This window comes from Streptomyces sp. NPDC048521 (assembly GCF_043199855.1).
Classification (GTDB): domain Bacteria; phylum Actinomycetota; class Actinomycetes; order Streptomycetales; family Streptomycetaceae; genus Streptomyces.
On the sequence record NZ_JBICWR010000006.1, the window covers coordinates 195990 to 213276 of the forward strand.

The window sequence follows — 17287 nt, forward strand, 5'->3', positions numbered from 1 at the left end:
CACGGGGTTTCATGGATGGATGTCCCCGCCCGGACCGCTCTTCCGGGCCTGGGGTCGCCGCTCAGCGCCCCAGCATCGCACCCACGGACGACGCCTGTGTGGCCACCGTCTCCCAGCCGTCGAAGACGAGCAGGAGAAGGGCCGCCAGGGGAAGGGCCATGAGCGTCGCCACCAGGGGGTGGCGGCGACCCGTCCGGCGGGGGGCGAACGCTGTGCGTCGCGGTGCCGTGTGGGCCATGGTTCCTCTCCTGACCGTCTCGGTTGTCGTTCGGCAGCGGCGGGTGTCTGACCTCGGGGGACGAGTGCTGCACCCGCCGCTTGACCTCAAATCTAGGCGCGGGGCGGGCGGCGGACGTCATGCCCTCGTACCGATTGGCGGGCCTCCCGAAGGATGAGCCATGGCCTGCCGACTACTCCCCTGGGTGGAGACGCGGTCTCAGGTCTCGGGGTCTTCCCGGAAGGGGTGCCCGGTGTGTCCCGTCATTTCGGGAAGCGCCCGATGAGCCGGGCGAAGTGACTTCGATCACTCCCACCGCGGGTGGGAGCGGTGCCATGGGTGGTGCGTGATCCACTCCTCGTCCACCTCCGCGAGCCGTCCGCGTCGGCGCCACGGCGGAAGTGTGCCCCGGCCTGCACAGATCCGTCGCGAGCCCAACCTCCCTGTTCCGCCGCGCGGTTGAGGGAGCCGGTCACTCAAGGACACCGGCCGGGACGGGTTGCTGACCGTGTTTCATCTCCTGCGCCGGGCCCGCACAATCCACCCGCCCGAGAGGGCGCGGCCTCTGCGCGCAGGCGGCCGGGGAAACGTAAGCTGTGCCACGTCACAGGGACCGGGCAGCGGGGATGAACATGGCGATGATGCGCCTGAGGCGCGAGGACCCGCGCGTCGTCGGCTCGTTCAGGCTTCACCGACGGCTCGGCGCGGGCGGGATGGGCGTGGTCTATCTCGGCTCCGACAAGAAGGGCCAGCGGGTCGCGCTCAAGGTGATCCGGCCCGACCTCGCGGAGGACCAGGAGTTCCGGTCCCGGTTCGCCCGCGAGGTCTCCGCGGCCCGGCGCATCCGGGGAGGGTGCACGGCCCGGCTGGTCGCCGCCGACCTGGAGGCCGAGCGGCCCTGGTTCGCCACCCAGTACGTGCCCGGGCCGTCCCTGCACGACAAGGTCGCCGACGAGGGCCCGCTCGGCGCGGCGGACACGGCGGCGGTCGGCGCGGCCCTGTCCGAGGGGCTGGTCGCCGTGCACGAGGCCGGCGTCGTCCACCGGGACCTGAAGCCGTCCAACATCCTGCTGTCCCCCAAGGGGCCGCGGATCATCGACTTCGGCATCGCCTGGGCCACCGGCGCCTCCACGCTCACCCATGTGGGCACCGCGGTCGGCTCCCCCGGCTTCCTCGCCCCGGAGCAGGTGCGCGGCGCGGCGGTCACCCCCGCGACCGACGTCTTCTCGCTGGGCGCGACCCTGGCGTACGCCTCGACCGGCGACTCGCCCTTCGGGCAGGGCAGTTCCGAGGTGATGCTGTACCGGGTGGTGCACGAGGAGCCGCACCTGCACGGCGTACCGGACGCGCTCGCCCCGCTGATCCGGGCCTGTCTGGCCAAGTCTCCCGACGAGCGGCCCAGCACGCTGCAGCTGTCGCTGCGGCTCAAGGAGATCGCCGCCCGCGAGGCGCAGGGCCTGCCCGACGTACGGCCGCCGGCGCCGCGCGCCGCCGAGGCGGACCGGCCCACCGGACGGCTCGTCGACACCTATCCGGAGCAGCAGCGCACCCAGCGGCGCGCCTCCCCCGGCACACCGCTGCCGCGCGGTGGTGCGCCCTCCCGTGGCGGTACGCCGGCGCGCGGCGCAGTGCCCTCCCGGGGCGGCAGCGGCGCGCGCGGCGCGGGTGTGACCTCGCGGCCGGGTACGGCACGCCCGACCCCGGTGCCGCGCGGCGGTTCCGGGCGCTCCGGCAGCGGGAGCCGGCCCGCTCCGCGCGGCGGTTCCAAGCGGCCGGGGCAGCGTACGACGGGGACCGGGCTGCGGCCGGCCAATCCGCGGCTGCTGCGGCAGCGGCTGTTCGTGTTCGTGGTGGTGACGCTGCTCGTGGCGCTCGGCATCGCGGTGGCGCAGGGCTGCCAGGGTCCGGCACGCGGGCTCGGCGGTGACGGCGGCGTCCAGCGGCAGCGGCACGCGCAGCCGAGCGTGACGCCGCTGGGCAGCGGCAAGCCGGTGTCCGACGAACAGCAGTCGACGCCGAGCCGGGATTTCGGGAAGTGAGCGCCGAGCGGCGGGCTCAGTACCCCGGCCGGCCGGTGGCCACCGCGTAGAAGGCCACCGCTGCCGCCGCGCCCACGTTGAGCGAGTCGACGCCGTGGGACATGGGGATGCGGACCCATTCGTCGGCCGCGACCAGCGCCTGGGTGGACAGTCCGTCGCCCTCCGCGCCCAACATGAGCGCCACCCGGTCCATCGTGTGCGGGGCGGCCTCGTCCAGGGTGCGGGCCTTCTCGTCCGGGGTGAGCGCGAGGAGGGTGAAGCCGGCCTCGCGGACCGACTCCAGTCCTTTGGGCCAGGTGTCGAGGCGCGCGTACGGCACCGAGAACACCGCGCCCATGGAGACCTTGACGCTGCGCCGGTACAGCGGGTCGGCGCAGTCCGGTGACAGCAGGATCGCGTCCATGCCGAGGGCTGCGGCCGAGCGGAAGATCGCGCCGATGTTGGTGTGGTCGTTGACCGACTCCATGACCACGACCCGGCGGGCGGAGCGCAGCAGTTCGGCCGCCGTCGGCAGCGGCTTGCGCTGCATGGAGGCGAGGGCGCCGCGGTGCACGTGGTAGCCGGTGACCCGTTCGGCGAGATCCGGGCTGACGGCGTACACCGGGGCCGGCAGCTCGTCGATGACATCACGCATGACGTCGATCCACTTGGCCGAGAGCAGCATGGAGCGCATCTCGTAGCCGGCTTCCTTGGCCCTGCGGATGACCTTCTCGCCCTCGGCGATGAACAGGCCCTCGGCGGGCTCGCGTCTGCGGCGCAGCTCGACGTCGGTCAGGCCCGTGTAGTCGGACAGACGGGGGTCGTCGGGGTCCTCGACGGTGATGAGATCGGCCACAGGGTGATACTGCCTTGTCCTGGGTGGGGTGCCAACGGCTGGGAGCGGGTGTGTTACCCGGGGTTACGCCTGATCAAGCCACGGATTCCGGGCCGACGTTCACGACCGCGCCGATGACGATGACCGCCGGGGGCTTCACGTCCTCGGCGGTCACGGTCTCGGCGACCGTGGCGAGGGTGGCGTCCACCCGGCGCTGCGCGGCCGTGGTGCCCTCCTGGACCAGGGCCACCGGGGTCTCGGGAGACCTGCCGTACGCGACGAGCGTCTCGGCGATCTTCCCGATCTTGTCGACGCCCATCAGGATCACCAGCGTGCCGGTGAGCCTGGCCAGCGAGGGCCAGTCGACCAGGGACCGCTCGTCGTCGGGGGCGACATGGCCGCTGACCACGGTGAACTCATGGGCGACACCCCGGTGCGTGACCGGGATACCGGCCGCGCCCGGTACCGAGATCGAGCTGGAGATGCCGGGGACCACCGTGCACGGGATCCCGGCCTCGGCGAGCGCCTGGACCTCCTCCATGCCGCGGCCGAAGACGAACGGGTCCCCGCCCTTGAGCCGGACGACCGACTTGCCCTGCTTGGCGTGTTCGATCAGCGCGTTGTTGATGGCCTCCTGGGCCATGTAACGGCCGTACGGGATCTTCGCCGCGTCGATGACCTCGACGTGCGGCGGGAGTTCGGCGAGCAGGTCGCGGGGCCCGAGCCGGTCGGCGATGACGACGTCCGCCTCGGCGAGCAGCCGGCGGCCGCGGACGGTGATCAGATCCGGGTCGCCGGGCCCGCCGCCGACCAGGGCGACACCGGGGGTGCGGGTGCGGTGGTGCGGGGCGACGAGGGTGCCGTCGCGCAGACCCTCGACGACCGCGTCCCGGATGGCGGCGGTGTGGCGGGGATCGCGGCCGCGCGCCTGCGTGGTCAGCACGGCGACGGTGACGCCCTCGCTGTGGCCGGTCGCCGGCGTCCAGGCGGTCGCCTGGTCGGCGTCGTCGGAGCGCACGCACCAGACGCGGTGCCGCTCGGCCTCGGCGGAGGCCTGTGCGTTGGCCTCGGCGTCGCTGGTGGCGATGAGCGCGTACCAGGCCTCGGCGAGGTCGCCCTCGGCGTACGGCCGCCGCTGCCAGGTGATCTCGCCGGCGTCCGCCATCGCCTCGACGGACGGGGTGGCCTCGGGTGACACGAGGACGATGTCCGCGCCTGCCGCGATCAGTGCCGGCAGGCGGCGCTGGGCCACCTGACCGCCGCCGAGGACGACCACGCGACGGCCGGAGAGGCGGAGGCCTACGGGGTAGGCGGGGTGTTCGGCCATGAGGGATGGCTCCTCGTGCAGCGGTGCGATGCCTCTGCGGCTCTGCAGGGCCTCTGACGTGCGGGAATTGTAAGGTGCCGGCGCTGTGGGCGACACAGCTGGTCCAGTGGCTGAGCACCGTTGCCGGGTGCGGGTGCGTGGGTCCGCGCCCACCCGTCCCGCCGTGCGGAACGACTGCCCACGGACCCACGTCCTACTTCTCGGTGACACCCGCCGAGTCGAACGTGGCCACCTCGTGCATCGCCCTCGCCGTGCTCTGCACCAACGGCAGGGCGAGCAGAGCGCCCGTGCCCTCGCCGAGGCGGAGGTCGAGGTCGACCAGGGGGCGCAGGCCCAGCTTGTTGAGGGCGGCCACGTGGCCGGGCTCGGCGCTGCGGTGGCCCGCGATGCAGGCCGCGAGGACCTCGGGGGCGATCGCGCGGGCGACGAGGGCGGCGGCGCCGGCGCTGACGCCGTCCAGGATCACCGGCGTACGCAGCGAGGCGCCGCCGAGCAGCAGCCCGACCATGGCCGCGTGCTCGAAGCCGCCGACGGCCGCGAGGACGCCGATGGGGTCGGCCGGGTCGGGCTGGTGGAGTTCCAGGGCCCGGCGGACGACCTCGGTCTTGCGGGCCAGGGTCTCGTCGTTGATGCCCGTGCCGCGACCGGTCACCTCCGCCGGGTCGGCACCGGTGAAGACGGAGATCAGCGCGGCGGACGCGGTGGTGTTGGCGATGCCCATCTCGCCGGTGAGCAGCGCCTTGTTGCCGGCCGCCACCAGGTCGCGGGCGGTCTCGATGCCCACCTCGATGGCCGCCTTGGCCTCCTCGCGGGTCATCGCGGGGCCGGTGGTCATGTCGGACGTGCCACCGCGGATCTTGCGGGGCAGCAGACCGGGCGTGGCCGGCAGGTCGGCGACGACACCGACGTCCACGACGCACACCTCGGCGCCGACCTGGTTGGCGAAGGCGTTGCAGACCGCGCCTCCGCCCAGGAAGTTGGCCACCATCTGGGCGGTGACCTCCTGCGGCCACGGGGTGACGCCCTGGGCGTGCACGCCGTGGTCGCCCGCGAAGATCGCCACGGCGGCGGGCTCGGGGATCGGCGGCGGGCACTGCCGGGACAGCCCGGACAGCTGCGCGGAGATGATCTCCAGCATGCCGAGTGCGCCGGCCGGCTTGGTCATGCGCTTCTGGCGCTCCCACGCCTCGCCGAGCGCCTTGGCGTCGAGCGGGCGGATCTGTGCGACGGTCTCGGCAAGCAGGTCGTGGGGGTCCTCTCCGGGCAGGGCGCGGCGGCCGTACGTCTCCTCGTGCACCACCCAGGACAGGGGGCGCCGCTTGGACCAGCCGGCCTGCATCAGCTCCGGCTCGTCCGGGAACTCGTCGACGTACCCGACACACAGGTACGCGACGACCTCCAGGTGCTCGGGCAGGCCGAGCGTGCGGACCATCTCCCGCTCGTCGAAGAAGCTGACCCAGCCGACGCCGAGGCCTTCGGCTCGGGCGGCGAGCCAGAGGTTCTCCACCGCGAGCGCCGAGGAGTAGGGCGCCATCTGCGGCTGGGTGTGACGGCCGAGGGTGTGACGGCCGCCGCGGGTGGGGTCGGCGGTGACGACGATATTGACCGGTGTGTCGAGGATGGCCTCGATCTTCAGTTCCTTGAACTGCTTCGCCCGGCCCTTGGGCAGCGACTTGGCGTACGCCTCGCGCTGGCGCATCGCCAGTTCGTGCATGGTGCGCCGGGTCTCGGCGGACCGGATGACGACGAAGTCCCAGGGCTGCGAATGGCCCACGGAGGGCGCGGTGTGGGCCGCCTCCAGGACCCGCAGCAGCACCTCGTGCGGGATCGGGTCGCTGCGGAAGCCGTTGCGGATGTCGCGGCGCTCGCGCATGACCTTCAGGACGGCCTCGCGTTCGGCGTCGGCGTAGCCAGGCGCGGCCGGGCCGGTGGACTGCTGTGCTTCTGCCACTGCGGCCGCGCTCTCTTCCTGGTCGGCGGCCCTGGTCGGCAGGTCCTCCGCGTGCTGTACGACATCGGGGGTGGCATCCGGCGCGGCCGGCTCGCCCTCGCGCGGTGCGGGCACCGTGGCCACCGGCCCTGCCGCCTCCTGGGGGGCCTGCGAGGCCTGGGTGTTCTGCGAGGCCTGGGGCCTCTGCGGGTTCTGGGGCCCCTGCGGGTCCTGTGCGTCCTCCGTGGGCAGCACGAGGGGCTGCGGCGGGGTCGGCGCGAGGTGGGGGGTGGTCGGCACCAGGCCGTCCACCGGCACGAACTGCCCGAGCGGCTGCTCCGGGTGCAGCTCCAGCGGAACGCTGGACGGCAGCACCTCGGCGGCACCGGCGGAGGCCGACTGCTCGGGAGCCACCGCGTGTCCGGTGGCGACGTCGGCCGACGGCTGCGTGGCCGTGGCCGCGGCGCCCTCGACCGGCCCCGGGGCGGACTCAGCCGGGGCGGGTCCGGCCAGCTGTGGGCCCTGAGCCGGGTGGAGACGCGGCTCGGGCGTGCCGCTGCCGTCGGGGGTGGCCGGGGCCTGTACGGCGTCCTGGGCGTGTGAGGCGTCCTGCGCCGCCGGGGCCTCGGTTTCCACCGGAGGCGGTACGGCGCCGGGGGCGACGGACTCGGGCGCCGCAGCCGACACGGGTGCCTGGACGACTTCGTCGGCGGGCACGGGCTGAGCGTCGGTGGGCACGGCCTGTGCTTCGGCGGGCCGGCCCTCTGCGGTGGGCGCCACCTGCTCGGCAGTGGGCTGAGCTTCGGCGCCGGGAGCTACCTGAGCGTCGGCGGGCTCAGCCTCGGTGGCAAGCACGGCCTGAGCGTCGGCAGGCACGCCCCGAGCATCGGCAGGCTGGGCCTCCGCGCCGGGCGTGACCTGCTCGGCAGTGGGCTGAGCTTCGGCGCCGGGTGCTACCTGAACGTCGGCGGGCTGAGGCTCCGCGGTGGGCACGGCCTGAACCTCGGCGGGCTCAGCCTCGGTGGCAAGCACGGCCTGAGCGTCGGCGGGCTGACCCTCGGCGCCGGGCGCCACCTGAACGTCGGCGGGCTGAGGCTCCGCGGTGGGCACGGCCTGAACCTCGGCGGGCTGGCCCTCGGCGCCGGGCGTCATCTGAGCGTCGGCAGGCACGGCCTGACCATCGGCGGGCACGGTCTCGGCATCGGCAGGCCGGGCCTCCGCGCCGGGCGACACCTGCTCGGCAGTGGGCTGGGCTTCGACGCCGGGCGCCATCTGAACGTCGGCGGGCACGGCCTGCGCGTCGGCGGGCACGGCCTGCGCGTCGGCGGGCACGGCAGCGTCGGCGGGCTGAGCGTCCGCCGCGGCGGGCAGAGCCGCTTCCGCAGCCGTGGGCTCAGCCGCCGTGACTCCGGACTCGGCTTCCGCGGACTCCGCTTCCTGAGCCTGGGCCACGGCCTCGGCGTACGGGTCGGGCTGCGGCTGGGCGGCGGTCTCGGCCAGGTCCTGCGCAGGAACGGTGACTTCGGTCTCGGCGCCGAGCGGGGCGGGAACGGTCTCGGCCGCGTCCTGGCCCGGGACCGCTCCTTCGACCATCTCCCCGCCCGCACCCTCCGGCACGCTCACGCCCTGCTCCGGTGCCTCGCCCGGCTGAGCGGCGTCCGTGACCTGGTGGCCCTCCGGCGCCTGCTGGGCCGCCGCTTCCTGGACGGGAGCTGGCTCGACCGTGTCCGCCTCCTGGCCGGGAACAGGCGTCTGGACGCCGTGAAGCTCCTCCGGGGTCGGCCCGGTCTCCGCCTCTGCCGCGTCCGGAACCGCAACCGGAGCCTCGGCCACCGGTGCGCTCCCCGCAGCGGGGCCCTCCTCTGCGACCGGGCCACCGTCCACGGCAGCAGCGTCTCCGGTCGCCTGGGCGGTCTGCTGGGTGCTATCGGGTCCCTGCGGCACCGGGGCCGTGTACACCCCGTCGTGGCCGTGCGCCGGCTGGACGCCGTCGTGGCCGTGCACCACCTGGGCCGGGGCGTGCGCGGCCGCCTGGGTCGCCAGGCGGGCGAGGGTGGCCTGGGCGGCGCCGGACGGGTCGACCGGTTCGGCGAAGGCGTCCGCCACCGGAGCGGCGGGGTCAACCGTTTCGGCAGCCGGTGCCGGCGCGCCGACCTGCGCCACCGCGGCGGGAGCGGTACCGGCGTCGGCCGGGGCGGCCGGTGCCGCGCCCCAGGGGGCCGCGCTCTGCGGGGTCATGTCGCGCGGGGGCTGCGCGTCGAGGTACTCCGGGCCGGTGGCCTGCGGACCGGGCTGCCGTACCGGCGCTCCGGCGGGGCCGCGGTCGGCGAGGGAGCGGACCGGGCTCGCGGAGGTGTCGGGGATCGGCGGGCCGAGGTGCAGTGGGCGGCGCGGCGGCTGCGGGGCGGCCGCCGGGTCGTGCGGGGCCGAGAGGATGGGTGACGGCGGCACGGACGCCGGGCCCGAGTCGGGCAGCCGGACGCCGCTGAGGTCGACCGAGCCGCTGTCCCGGCCGGCCGTCTCGTGCGGGCCCGGCTCGTGGACGGCCTCGACCACCGGTTCCGGGGCGGGTGGCGGCACTTCGTTGCCCCACGCGCCCTGGGCACCCGGCAGCAGCAGGTCTTCGTCCTCGGCGGGCGCCTCGGAGAGGTAGGTGTACGCACCGTGCGCGGAGACGCCCGGCTGCTCCACCATGCCTGCGCTCTCCGGCTGCCCCTCGCCCGGGACCTGGCCGGTGTCCGTCATGCGTACCCCTCGCCCATCGGTTAGTGCTCCTACGACCAGCTCACCCGGAACGGCGCACCGACCGCCCCGTAGTGAAGAACGAGCGTCCGTGCCCAGCGGCACGAACGACCCGCCCAAAAAAGGCGACAAAGCCATTCAGTGGCATTGTCCCGGCCGTTCCGCCATCGCGACAACATGATCCGCGACAGCCCGCTGTGGACTGCGCCACGTTGCGCGTCCTCCGGTTCCGCCGTACCACACCCAGCCCAAAACGGGCGCGCGTTCCGGGACATTGGCGAACGAAGTTCCGGCCCACCCGTGCGGTACAACGATCGGCCAGCCTACCGCGCGCGGTACGACAACAGGATCACGGGGCGCGATCCGGCAGGACCCCGCTGAGCAGGAACGCAACGCTCCGCTCGGTCTCGGTCCAGGCCCGGGTGTCGAGTTCGACGGACTGGAGCAGGGCGCACTCGACCCGGTATCCGTGCTCGGTCAGGTCGCGGCCGACGAGTTCGGCCGCGTCGCGGGTCGCGGCGTGCGTGACGATGCGCTGCGGGCGCCGGTCGGCGACCGCGGAGACGACGGCCGCTCCCCCGCCGCCGACCCGTACGACGTCCGGCTCGGGCAGGTCCTCCAGGACGTGCGGGGCGGTGCCCCGCACCACGTGCAGCTGTACGCCGTACCGGCGTGCGGCGCTCTCGGTCCGGGCGCAGGCCGCGGGGTCGTGGTCGACGGCGATGACGGCCGCGCCGGCGCGCGCGGCCTCGGCGGCGAACGCACCGCTGCCGCAGCCGATGTCCCAGACGAGGTCGCCGACCCGCGGGCCGAGACGGGCCAGTTGGGCGGCACGGAGCAGTTCGGTCTCGCCCTCGCCGAGGCCGCCACCGTACGTCTGGTCGGGCTGTACCCAACCGCGCGGTCCGGCGCCCGGGTCGCGCCCGGCGATCCAGCCACCGCCCTCGGCGGCGCCCCCCGGTCCGGTGGGTCCGCCGATGACGATGACGACGTTCGGGTCGCGCCAGGTGTGGTCGGCGGCCTTGTCGGAGGTGACGACGGAGACCTGCTCGCGTTCGGTGCCCAGTTCCTCGCAGATGACGAAGGTGCGGTGGACGCCCTCGAGGAGGAGACCGAGTTCGGCGGGGCCGGCGCCCGGCGCGGTGAGGACGGCGACCTTGGTGTGGGCGCGGCAGACGTTCACGGCCCGGCGCAGGGTGCGCGGGTGGGCGACGACCACCTGGGCGTCGTCCCAGGGCATGCCGGCGCGGGCGAAGGCGGCGGCGACGGAGGAGACGGCGGGGACGACCTCGACCTCCAGGCCGAATTCCGGCGCGCGCAGGGTGCGTACGACGCCGAAGAAGCCGGGGTCGCCGTCGGCGAGGACGACGGCGGTGCCGCGGTGGGCGGCGATGCGGCGGGCGGCCAGGGCGACGCTGCCGAGGCGGACGCGCTCGGCGGCGGGTGGGATCTCGGGCAGCGCCAAGTGGTGGGCCGCGCCCGCCACGAGCGTGGCGGCGCCGAGGGCGGAGTGTGCCGCGTCGGTCAGCGGCGAACCGTCCCAGCCGATCACCGTCACCCGGTCGGCCATCGTCGTGTGTCTCCAGGTTTGCGCAGGTCGTCAGGGGAGGGCCCGTGGGCGGGCTCCGTGAGACTACCCGGTGGGGCTGTGGGACGCGCGCCGGGGCCGAGCCCGTGTTTCCGGGGCGTCAGTTCCAGTCGGAGTACGAGGCGAAACCATCGGTGTCGGCGAGCTGCTCGTCGGTGCCTTCCAGGTCCTCCGGCAGGAGGCTCCACACGATGTAGTCGGTGCGCACGTCGATCCACGTGCCGTCCTCGGTGCGGTGGTGCGCTATGCAGGCGTTGCGCAGGACGCCCTCGCTGATGCAGCCGATCTTCTGGGCGACCTGCTGGGAGGCGGTGTTGTCGGCGGCGGTGCGCAGTTCGATGCGCTCGAACTTCTGGTCGCCGAGGAGCCATTGGGCGGTGGCGAGGGCGGCCTCGGAGGCGTATCCCTCGCCGCGGGCCCAGGGGGCGATGATGTACGACATCTCGGTCGAGCGTACGTGCCAGTCGGTCTTGGTCAGCTGGACGATGCCGACCAGGCGCTGGGTGAGGAACTCGGTGACCGCGAGGTTGAGGCCACGGCCCGAGGTGCGCTCGGCGGGGGCGTACGCGGTGATCCAGTGGCGGGCCTGGCCCTGGGTGTAGGGCTGGGGCACGTCGGTCCAGGCACCGACCTGCTCGTCGTTCATCATCTCGGCCAGCGCGGGCACGTCGTCCTCGTCGAGGGGACGCAGCACCAACCGCTCCGTGCTGATGGAGATGTTGGGGAAGGTGCTAGTCATGCGCCGCTCCGTAACCTTCGGAAGAACGTTGATGGGCCATCAGGACCGTCGGCCGGCCCCGCTGAACTGCCCAGCATGCAGCATGAAACCACCGAACCGCACGACGGGGTCCACTCCCGGTGAGGCAGTGGACCCCGTGCGACGCGAAGCGCCGTGTACGCCTGGAACCGGCGGGCGACGAGGGATCAGAACGACGGGATGACGGAGCCCTGGTACTTGTCCTCGATGAACTTCTTGACCTCGGGCGAGGTGAGGAGCTTGGCGAGCTTCTTGACCCGCGGGTCCTTCTCGTTGCCCTTCTTCACGGCGAGGAAGTTGCCGTACGGGCTGTTGTTCGCGGACTCCAGGACCACGGCCTCCTCGGCGGGCTTGATGCCCGCGGAGATGGCGTAGTTGCCGTTGATCACGGCCGCGTCCACGTCGTCCAGGGAGCGCGCGGTCTGGGCCGCCTCGACCTCCTTGAACTTGAGGTTCTTGGGGTTCTTGGCGATGTCCTGCGGGGTGGCCTCGGTGCCGACGCCGTCCTTGAGGGTGATGAGCCCGTTGGCGGCGAGCAGCTTCAGGGCGCGGGCCTCGTTGACGGAGTCGTTCGGGACCGCGATGGTCGCACCGCTCTTCAGGGCGTCGGCCTTCTTCACCTTGTGGGAGTAGAGGCCGAGCGGCTCCAGGTGCACCGTGACGACGGGCGCGATGTGGGTGCCGCGCTTCTTGTTGAAGTCGTCCAGGTACGGCTGGTTCTGGAAGTAGTTGGCGTCCACGTCACCGTCTTCGGTCGCCGTGTTCGGCGTGATGTAGTCGGTGAACTCCTTGACGTCCAGGTCGAGTCCCGCCTTCTTCGCCAGGTTCTTCTTGACGAAGTTCAGGATCTCGGCGTGGGGGGTCGGGCTCGCGGCGACGACCAGCGGGCCGCTGTAGTCGGAGGAGCCGGAGTCCTTGTCCGAGCCGCAGGCGGTGAGCCCGAGGGTGAGGGCTCCGGCGGCGAGGACGGCGGTCGTGAGCTTGGCGGTGTTACGCACGAAAAGTGCCTTTCCTTAAGGGTGGTGCGACCCCGTGACGGGTGACGGGGAGTCTGGGGGTGTCTTACGCGACCTTGCCGATGTCGGCCGCCGCGGGCTCCTTGGCCTTGAGCAGGCGGAGCTTGGGCGCGGGGCCGGAGCGGGCGCCGCGGCTGTGCAGCGAGCGTGCCGCGAAGTCGCCGGCGAACTGGATGACGGTGATGGCGACGGCGAGGATCGCGACGATCACCCACATCAGCCCGGTCTCGAAGCGCTGGTAGCCGTAGCGGACGGCGAGGTCGCCGAGGCCGCCGGCGCCGACGGTGCCGGCCATGGCGGAGTAGCCGATGAGGGCCACGACGGTGGTGGTCGCCGAGGCGATCAGCGAGGGCAGGGCCTCCGGGACCAGGACCTTGCGGACGATGGTGACGGTGTCGCCGCCCATCGACTGCACGGCCTCGACGAGCCCGCCGTCCACTTCGCGGACGGCCGTCTCGACGAGCCGGGCGAAGAACGGGATGGCGCCGATGGCGAGCGGCACGATGGCGGCGTCACGGCCGATGCTGGTCCCGGTGACGAGCCGGGTGAAGTCCGTCAGCGCGACCATGAGGATGATGAACGGCATCGAGCGGGTGATGTTCACGACCTGGCCGAGGACCTTGTTCACCATGACGTTCTGCAGCAGGCCGCCGTGCTCGGTGAGGACGAGCAGGATGCCGAGCGGCAGACCGCCGACGACGGCGATGAGGGTGGACCACCCGACCATGTAGAGGGTGTTCCAACACTCGGGCTGGAGCAGTTCCCACTTCTCCGACCAGGTCACTTCGCACCCTCCTTGACCAGCAGGGGCTGCTCGCCCTCGCGGCCGACGACGTCGATCTGCAGGCCCTGTTCGCGCAGGAAGCCGATCGGCACCACGTTGTCCTCGTAGCGGCCGGGCAGTTCGATGCGCATGCGGCCGATCTGGAGGCCGCCGACGGTGTCGATGGCGGCGCCGAGGATCGAGATGTCGATGTTGTAGGTGCGCGAGAGCTGGGAGATGACCGGCTGGGTGGCGGCCTCGCCGTGGAAGGTGACGTCGAGGACGGTCCGCTCGGCTCCGGAGGCCTCGCCGCCGACCGGGAACAGCGCGGCGGCGAGCGTGGAGCCCGGGGTGGCCAGCAGCTCGCTGACCGTGCCGGACTCGACGATCCGGCCCTTCTCCATCAGGGCGGCGGAGTCGCAGATCGACTTCACGACGTCCATCTCGTGGGTGATGAGCAGGACGGTCAGGCCCAGTTGCCGGTTCAGGTCGCGCAGCAGCTGGAGGATGGAGCGGGTGGTCTCGGGGTCGAGGGCGCTGGTGGCCTCGTCGGAGAGCAGCACCTTGGGATCGCCGGCGAGGGCGCGGGCGATGCCGACGCGCTGCTTCTGACCGCCGGAGAGCTGGGCGGGGTAGGCCTTGGCCTTGTCGGCGAGGCCGACCAGGTCCAGCAGTTCCAGCGCCTTGCGGGAGCGCTCCTTGCCGGACTTGCCGAGGATCTCCAGCGGCAGCTCGACGTTGTCCTGGACGGTCCGCGAGGACAGCAGGTTGAAGTGCTGGAAGACCATGCCGATGTGGCTGCGGGCCCGGCGCAGGTCCTTCCCCGCGCGCGGTCCTCGGCCGGCCAGGGCGGTGAGGTCCTGCCCGGCGACGGTCACCGAGCCGGCGGTGGGGCGCTCCAGCAGGTTGACGCAGCGGATGAGGGAGGACTTGCCGGCGCCGGACTGGCCGATGACGCCGTAGACCTCGCCTTCGCGGACGTGGAGATCGACGCCGTCGAGGGCGGTGACCTCACGGCCGCGCGAGCGGTAGACCTTGGTCAGGCCCGTGGTGGTGATCACGTGGGTTTCCGTCACTGTCGAGTGCGCGGGCGTGGGTGTGCCCGGGCACGGATGCGTTTCGTGCGTTCGTTCAGGGACGCGGCACGGTTCTCGGGTGGCGGTGGAACCGGGGAGAACGTCGTGTGCGCGGCGCGGGCGGCCTTGGGTCGCGTACGTCCGGACGGGGACGTCGCGGGCCGCGGCTCTCGCTTCGGGGCGCGAGGCTCAGATGGTGCGGGGGCCCTCTAGAAGGCGCACATTCGACACGGACACATACAACGAGCACCGGGCGTGGGGGTCGCCTCGGTCGCAAGGGTGCGGCTGCTCGTGGTGGTCATGCGATCAGTAAAGCAGACGTACGCTCCTGACCGGCCGCCGCTGTCCGCATGGTGGACAGCGGCGGACGCCCCTGGCCGCGGGCTCAGCCGCGGACGGAGATCTCCACTGCCTCGCCGGTGACCAGGGCGGACAAGGCCGACAGGTCCCCGACCACGAGATCGGCGTCCAGCTCCGCCGCCCGGTGGGTTGTGGCCAACGCCACGGTGGTCATACCGGCCGCGCGGCCCGCGCGCAGTCCGGCGGGGGCGTCCTCGAAGACGACGCAGCGGGCCGGGTCCACGCCGAGCTGCCGGGCGGCGAGCAGGTAGGGCTCGGGGTCGGGCTTGCCGCGGGTGATGTCGTCGGCGCAGACCAGGGACTTGGGGCGGATGCCGACGGCGTCGAGGCGGGCCTCGGCGAGGCGCCGGGTGGCGGAGGTGACGACGGCCCAGCGGTCGGCCGGCAGGGAGTCCAGGAAGTCCCGGGTGCCGGGCAGCAGCCGCACCCCGCCCTTCGCGACGTCCTCGACCTCCAGCTGCTCGACCCGGGCGACCGCCTCCGGCACCAGGTGGGCGGGGAGCAGATCGGCGACTATCTCCGCCGCCGGCCGCCCGTGCAGTTCCACGCGCGCGAACTCCTCGGCCGTGATCCCGAACTCTCCGGCCCAGCGGGTCCAGCAGCGCTCGACGGAGTCGAGGGAGGAGACCAGGGTGCCGTCGTTGTCGAACAGGAGGGCGTGCGCGTGGATCGTCATGGTCTAGACCCTACGGCGTACGACGGGGGCGGCCGCGGTGGGTCGTTTCGGCCGTAATAAGGTCGCGTCATGCTCAATGCCCTGACGCTGGTGACCGGCGTCGCCGCGCTGCTGCTCGCCGCCTGGTGCGGCTGGGCCGCCTACCGGGACCAGCCGACCAAGGACTGGCATTTCATCGGCATGGCCGTGGTGTCCCTGCTGGCCCTCGTCCAGCTGGTGATCGGGATCGTGCAGCTGGCGCGGGGCGAGAGGCCGGAGCAGGGCACGACGATCTTCGTGGCGTATCTGCTGGGCGCGTTCGCGTGCGTTCCGGTGGCGGGGTTGATGTCGCTGTCCGAGCGGACCCGCTGGGGCTCGGTGACGGTCGCGGCGGGCGGTGTGGTGCTGGCCGTCCTCGAGGTACGGCTCTACGACATCTGGGGAGGCTGACGTGACGGCGGCGCAGGAGAAGCCGGCCCGGCTGATCAGCGGGCCGGGCCTGCTGCTGGTCTGGTTCTACGGCGTGATGGTGGTCGGCGCGCTGTCGCGTTCGGCGTACCAGATCGCGACGGATTTCGACCGGGCACCGCTCGCGTACGTCCTCTCCGCCGCGGCCGGCGTGGTGTACGGGTTCATCACGTACACGCTGGTGCGGGGCGGGGAGACGGCGCGCAGGGCAGCGCTGGTGTGCTGTGCCGTCGAGCTTGCGGGCGTGCTCCTCGTCGGTACGTGGACCCTGGTCGATCCCTCGGCCTTCCCGGACGCGACCGTGTGGTCCGACTACGGCATGGGGTACGTGTTCATCCCCGTGCTGCTGCCGCTTTCCGCCCTGTACTGGTTGCGGAAGGCGCGCGACCGGAGGGGCGCCTGAGGGACGTCGGCGGCTGCCGGACCACTGCGGCTCGTCGCGCCGTTCCCCGCGCGCCCCTGGGCACGTGTTCCCTCAGGCGGTCTGCACGTACGTGCCCGCCTGCTTCTCCAGGATGATCATCTCCACCCCGTCGGCGCCCTTGGACCTGCCCACCGTCTGGTAGCCGGAGCGGCGGTACAGGCGGAGGTTTCCCTCGCTGCGGTGGCCGGTGAAGAGGCGGAACCGGGTGGCGCCGCGCTCCTCGGCCAGCGCCGCCTCGGCCGCGCGCAGCAGGCGGGCGCCGATGCCGTGGCCCTGCAGGCGCGGGTGGACGCAGAGCTTGCCGATGGCCGCGGCGCCGTCCTCGGTGACCTTGCCGCGCACGGAGCCCACGACCTCGTCGCCGAGCCGGGCGACGAAGACGCAGTCCGAGGCGACCTCCTGACGGACGGAGTCCAGGGTTTGGACGAGCGGGTCGATGCGGTAGTTGCCGTACAGCGCCGCTTCGCTCTGGAAGCACAGGTACTGGAGCCTGAAGATCTGCTCCGCGTCCTGCTCGGTCGCCACCGAGATGGTCACGCTCATGCCCATGTGCGCATGCCTCCCGCTCACCTGATCACCTGTCGTCCCCACTCCTATCCCCGCACTTCGCGCGAAGCAACCTCCGGGGCGAGTAAACGACGAAGACATCCCAGACATCTGGAGCGTTCCGGGCCGAGACTGCCCTGTGAGATACCCAACTCCCCCGCGATCTCCCGGTACGTCATGTCCTGCGGGGAGAGCAGCGCCTCCATGAGCCGGGGGCAGCGGCCGGGCAGCCGGCGGACCGCGTCCCGCAGGGCGCGGTACCGGGCGGCCGTGAGGGCGCGCTGCTCGGGGCCGGGGCGGATGTCGTCGGCCGGCTCGATGCCGTACGGCCGTTCCAGGCGGGTGGTGCGACGGGTGCGGCGGGCCTCCGCGCGGACGGCCTTGCGCAGCCAGCCCTGCGGGTCCGGCGGCGGCCCGTCGGCCTCCAGTCGCTCCAGCAGACGGAGCCAGACGGCCTGCTCGAGGTCGCCGGGCTCACTCCCGGAGGCATATGCCTCCGCGGAGGCCTCGGCGGTGAGCAGCGGGTGCAGGGTGGCTACCAGGTCGTGCGTCATATGCGGAACGA

General features: G+C 73.0%; 15 protein-coding genes. 3 read left to right on the forward strand and 12 right to left on the reverse strand.

Annotated features, from left to right (window positions below; genetic code table 11):
• Positions 1 to 61: 61 nt before the first annotated feature.
• Positions 62 to 238 (reverse strand): hypothetical protein, encoded by a 177-nt coding sequence (locus tag ACGFRF_RS16760; RefSeq protein ID WP_014671580.1) that lies wholly within the window; start codon positions 236 to 238, stop codon positions 62 to 64.
• 605 nt (positions 239 to 843) lie between these two features.
• Between ACGFRF_RS16760 and ACGFRF_RS16765 the strand changes: the two genes are divergently transcribed.
• The gene (locus ACGFRF_RS16765; protein WP_393740451.1) at positions 844 to 2256 is read left to right on the forward strand and encodes a serine/threonine-protein kinase; all 1413 of its coding nucleotides are present in this window, start codon (positions 844 to 846) and stop codon (positions 2254 to 2256) included.
• Positions 2257 to 2272: 16 nt separating this feature from the next.
• On the opposite strand, the gene ACGFRF_RS16770 is transcribed toward ACGFRF_RS16765, so the two are convergent.
• The 9 genes from ACGFRF_RS16770 to ACGFRF_RS16810 all read right to left on the reverse strand — a co-directional run bounded on the left by ACGFRF_RS16770 (position 2273) and on the right by ACGFRF_RS16810 (position 15305).
• Positions 2273 to 3091, reverse strand: coding sequence for a TrmH family RNA methyltransferase (locus ACGFRF_RS16770; protein WP_393740453.1), 819 nt, complete (start codon positions 3089 to 3091; stop codon positions 2273 to 2275).
• Between the two features lie 73 nt (positions 3092 to 3164).
• Positions 3165 to 4397 (reverse strand): uroporphyrinogen-III C-methyltransferase, encoded by a 1233-nt coding sequence (cobA, locus tag ACGFRF_RS16775; protein ID WP_393740455.1) that lies wholly within the window; start codon positions 4395 to 4397, stop codon positions 3165 to 3167.
• Between the two features lie 193 nt (positions 4398 to 4590).
• Complete coding sequence (gene cobT / locus ACGFRF_RS16780; protein ID WP_393740457.1) at positions 4591 to 9072, reverse strand: nicotinate-nucleotide--dimethylbenzimidazole phosphoribosyltransferase; 4482 nt, start codon at positions 9070 to 9072, stop codon at positions 4591 to 4593.
• Between the two features lie 346 nt (positions 9073 to 9418).
• A complete protein-coding gene (gene cbiE, locus ACGFRF_RS16785) occupies positions 9419 to 10639 on the reverse strand; it encodes a precorrin-6y C5,15-methyltransferase (decarboxylating) subunit CbiE (protein WP_393740459.1) in 1221 nt (406 codons plus the stop codon).
• Between the two features lie 118 nt (positions 10640 to 10757).
• Positions 10758 to 11396: a GNAT family N-acetyltransferase gene (locus tag ACGFRF_RS16790; RefSeq protein ID WP_393740461.1), complete on the reverse strand. Its 639-nt coding sequence runs from the start codon at positions 11394 to 11396 to the stop codon at positions 10758 to 10760.
• A 185-nt stretch (positions 11397 to 11581) separates the two neighbouring features.
• Positions 11582 to 12412 (reverse strand): MetQ/NlpA family ABC transporter substrate-binding protein, encoded by an 831-nt coding sequence (locus ACGFRF_RS16795; protein ID WP_393740463.1) that lies wholly within the window; start codon positions 12410 to 12412, stop codon positions 11582 to 11584.
• Positions 12413 to 12476: 64 nt separating this feature from the next.
• Positions 12477 to 13214 carry a methionine ABC transporter permease gene (locus ACGFRF_RS16800; protein WP_393740465.1) on the reverse strand — a complete coding sequence of 246 codons (738 nt, stop codon included), beginning with the start codon at positions 13212 to 13214 and terminating at the stop codon, positions 12477 to 12479.
• Complete coding sequence (locus ACGFRF_RS16805; protein WP_393740467.1) at positions 13211 to 14254, reverse strand: methionine ABC transporter ATP-binding protein; 1044 nt, start codon at positions 14252 to 14254, stop codon at positions 13211 to 13213. The genes ACGFRF_RS16800 and ACGFRF_RS16805 overlap by 4 nt, the downstream gene beginning before the upstream one ends.
• A gap of 400 nt (positions 14255 to 14654) precedes the next feature.
• Positions 14655 to 15305 (reverse strand): HAD family hydrolase, encoded by a 651-nt coding sequence (locus tag ACGFRF_RS16810; protein ID WP_393740469.1) that lies wholly within the window; start codon positions 15303 to 15305, stop codon positions 14655 to 14657.
• Between the two features lie 69 nt (positions 15306 to 15374).
• On the opposite strand from ACGFRF_RS16810, the gene ACGFRF_RS16815 reads away from it, so the two are divergent.
• Positions 15375 to 15734: a hypothetical protein gene (locus ACGFRF_RS16815; RefSeq protein ID WP_393740471.1), complete on the forward strand. Its 360-nt coding sequence runs from the start codon at positions 15375 to 15377 to the stop codon at positions 15732 to 15734.
• 1 nt (position 15735) lies between these two features.
• A complete protein-coding gene (locus ACGFRF_RS16820; protein WP_393740473.1) occupies positions 15736 to 16155 on the forward strand; it encodes a hypothetical protein in 420 nt (139 codons plus the stop codon).
• 72 nt (positions 16156 to 16227) lie between these two features.
• On the opposite strand, the gene ACGFRF_RS16825 is transcribed toward ACGFRF_RS16820, so the two are convergent.
• Both ACGFRF_RS16825 and ACGFRF_RS16830 read right to left on the reverse strand, forming a co-directional pair.
• Positions 16228 to 16725, reverse strand: coding sequence for a GNAT family N-acetyltransferase (locus ACGFRF_RS16825; protein WP_393740870.1), 498 nt, complete (start codon positions 16723 to 16725; stop codon positions 16228 to 16230).
• A 44-nt stretch (positions 16726 to 16769) separates the two neighbouring features.
• Entirely contained in the window at positions 16770 to 17276 is a 507-nt protein-coding gene (locus tag ACGFRF_RS16830) for an RNA polymerase sigma factor (RefSeq protein ID WP_393740475.1), read from the reverse strand.
• Positions 17277 to 17287: the final 11 nt, after the last annotated feature.

What these genes read in the sequence shown, in the direction of transcription:
- ACGFRF_RS16810 (WP_393740469.1), bottom strand. Translation starts at nt 15,305, where the DNA reads ATGACGATCCACGCGCACGCCCTCCTGTTCGACAACGACGGCACCCTG.
- ACGFRF_RS16830 (WP_393740475.1), bottom strand. Translation starts at nt 17,276, where the DNA reads ATGACGCACGACCTGGTAGCCACCCTGCACCCGCTGCTCACCGCCGAG.
- ACGFRF_RS16760 (WP_014671580.1), bottom strand. Translation starts at nt 238, where the DNA reads ATGGCCCACACGGCACCGCGACGCACAGCGTTCGCCCCCCGCCGGACG.
- cobA (WP_393740455.1), bottom strand. Translation starts at nt 4,397, where the DNA reads ATGGCCGAACACCCCGCCTACCCCGTAGGCCTCCGCCTCTCCGGCCGT.
- cobT (WP_393740457.1), bottom strand. Translation starts at nt 9,072, where the DNA reads ATGACGGACACCGGCCAGGTCCCGGGCGAGGGGCAGCCGGAGAGCGCA.
- ACGFRF_RS16815 (WP_393740471.1), top strand. Translation starts at nt 15,375, where the DNA reads ATGCTCAATGCCCTGACGCTGGTGACCGGCGTCGCCGCGCTGCTGCTC.
- ACGFRF_RS16765 (WP_393740451.1), top strand. Translation starts at nt 844, where the DNA reads ATGAACATGGCGATGATGCGCCTGAGGCGCGAGGACCCGCGCGTCGTC.
- ACGFRF_RS16790 (WP_393740461.1), bottom strand. Translation starts at nt 11,396, where the DNA reads ATGACTAGCACCTTCCCCAACATCTCCATCAGCACGGAGCGGTTGGTG.
- cbiE (WP_393740459.1), bottom strand. Translation starts at nt 10,639, where the DNA reads ATGGCCGACCGGGTGACGGTGATCGGCTGGGACGGTTCGCCGCTGACC.
- ACGFRF_RS16825 (WP_393740870.1), bottom strand. Translation starts at nt 16,725, where the DNA reads ATGGGCATGAGCGTGACCATCTCGGTGGCGACCGAGCAGGACGCGGAG.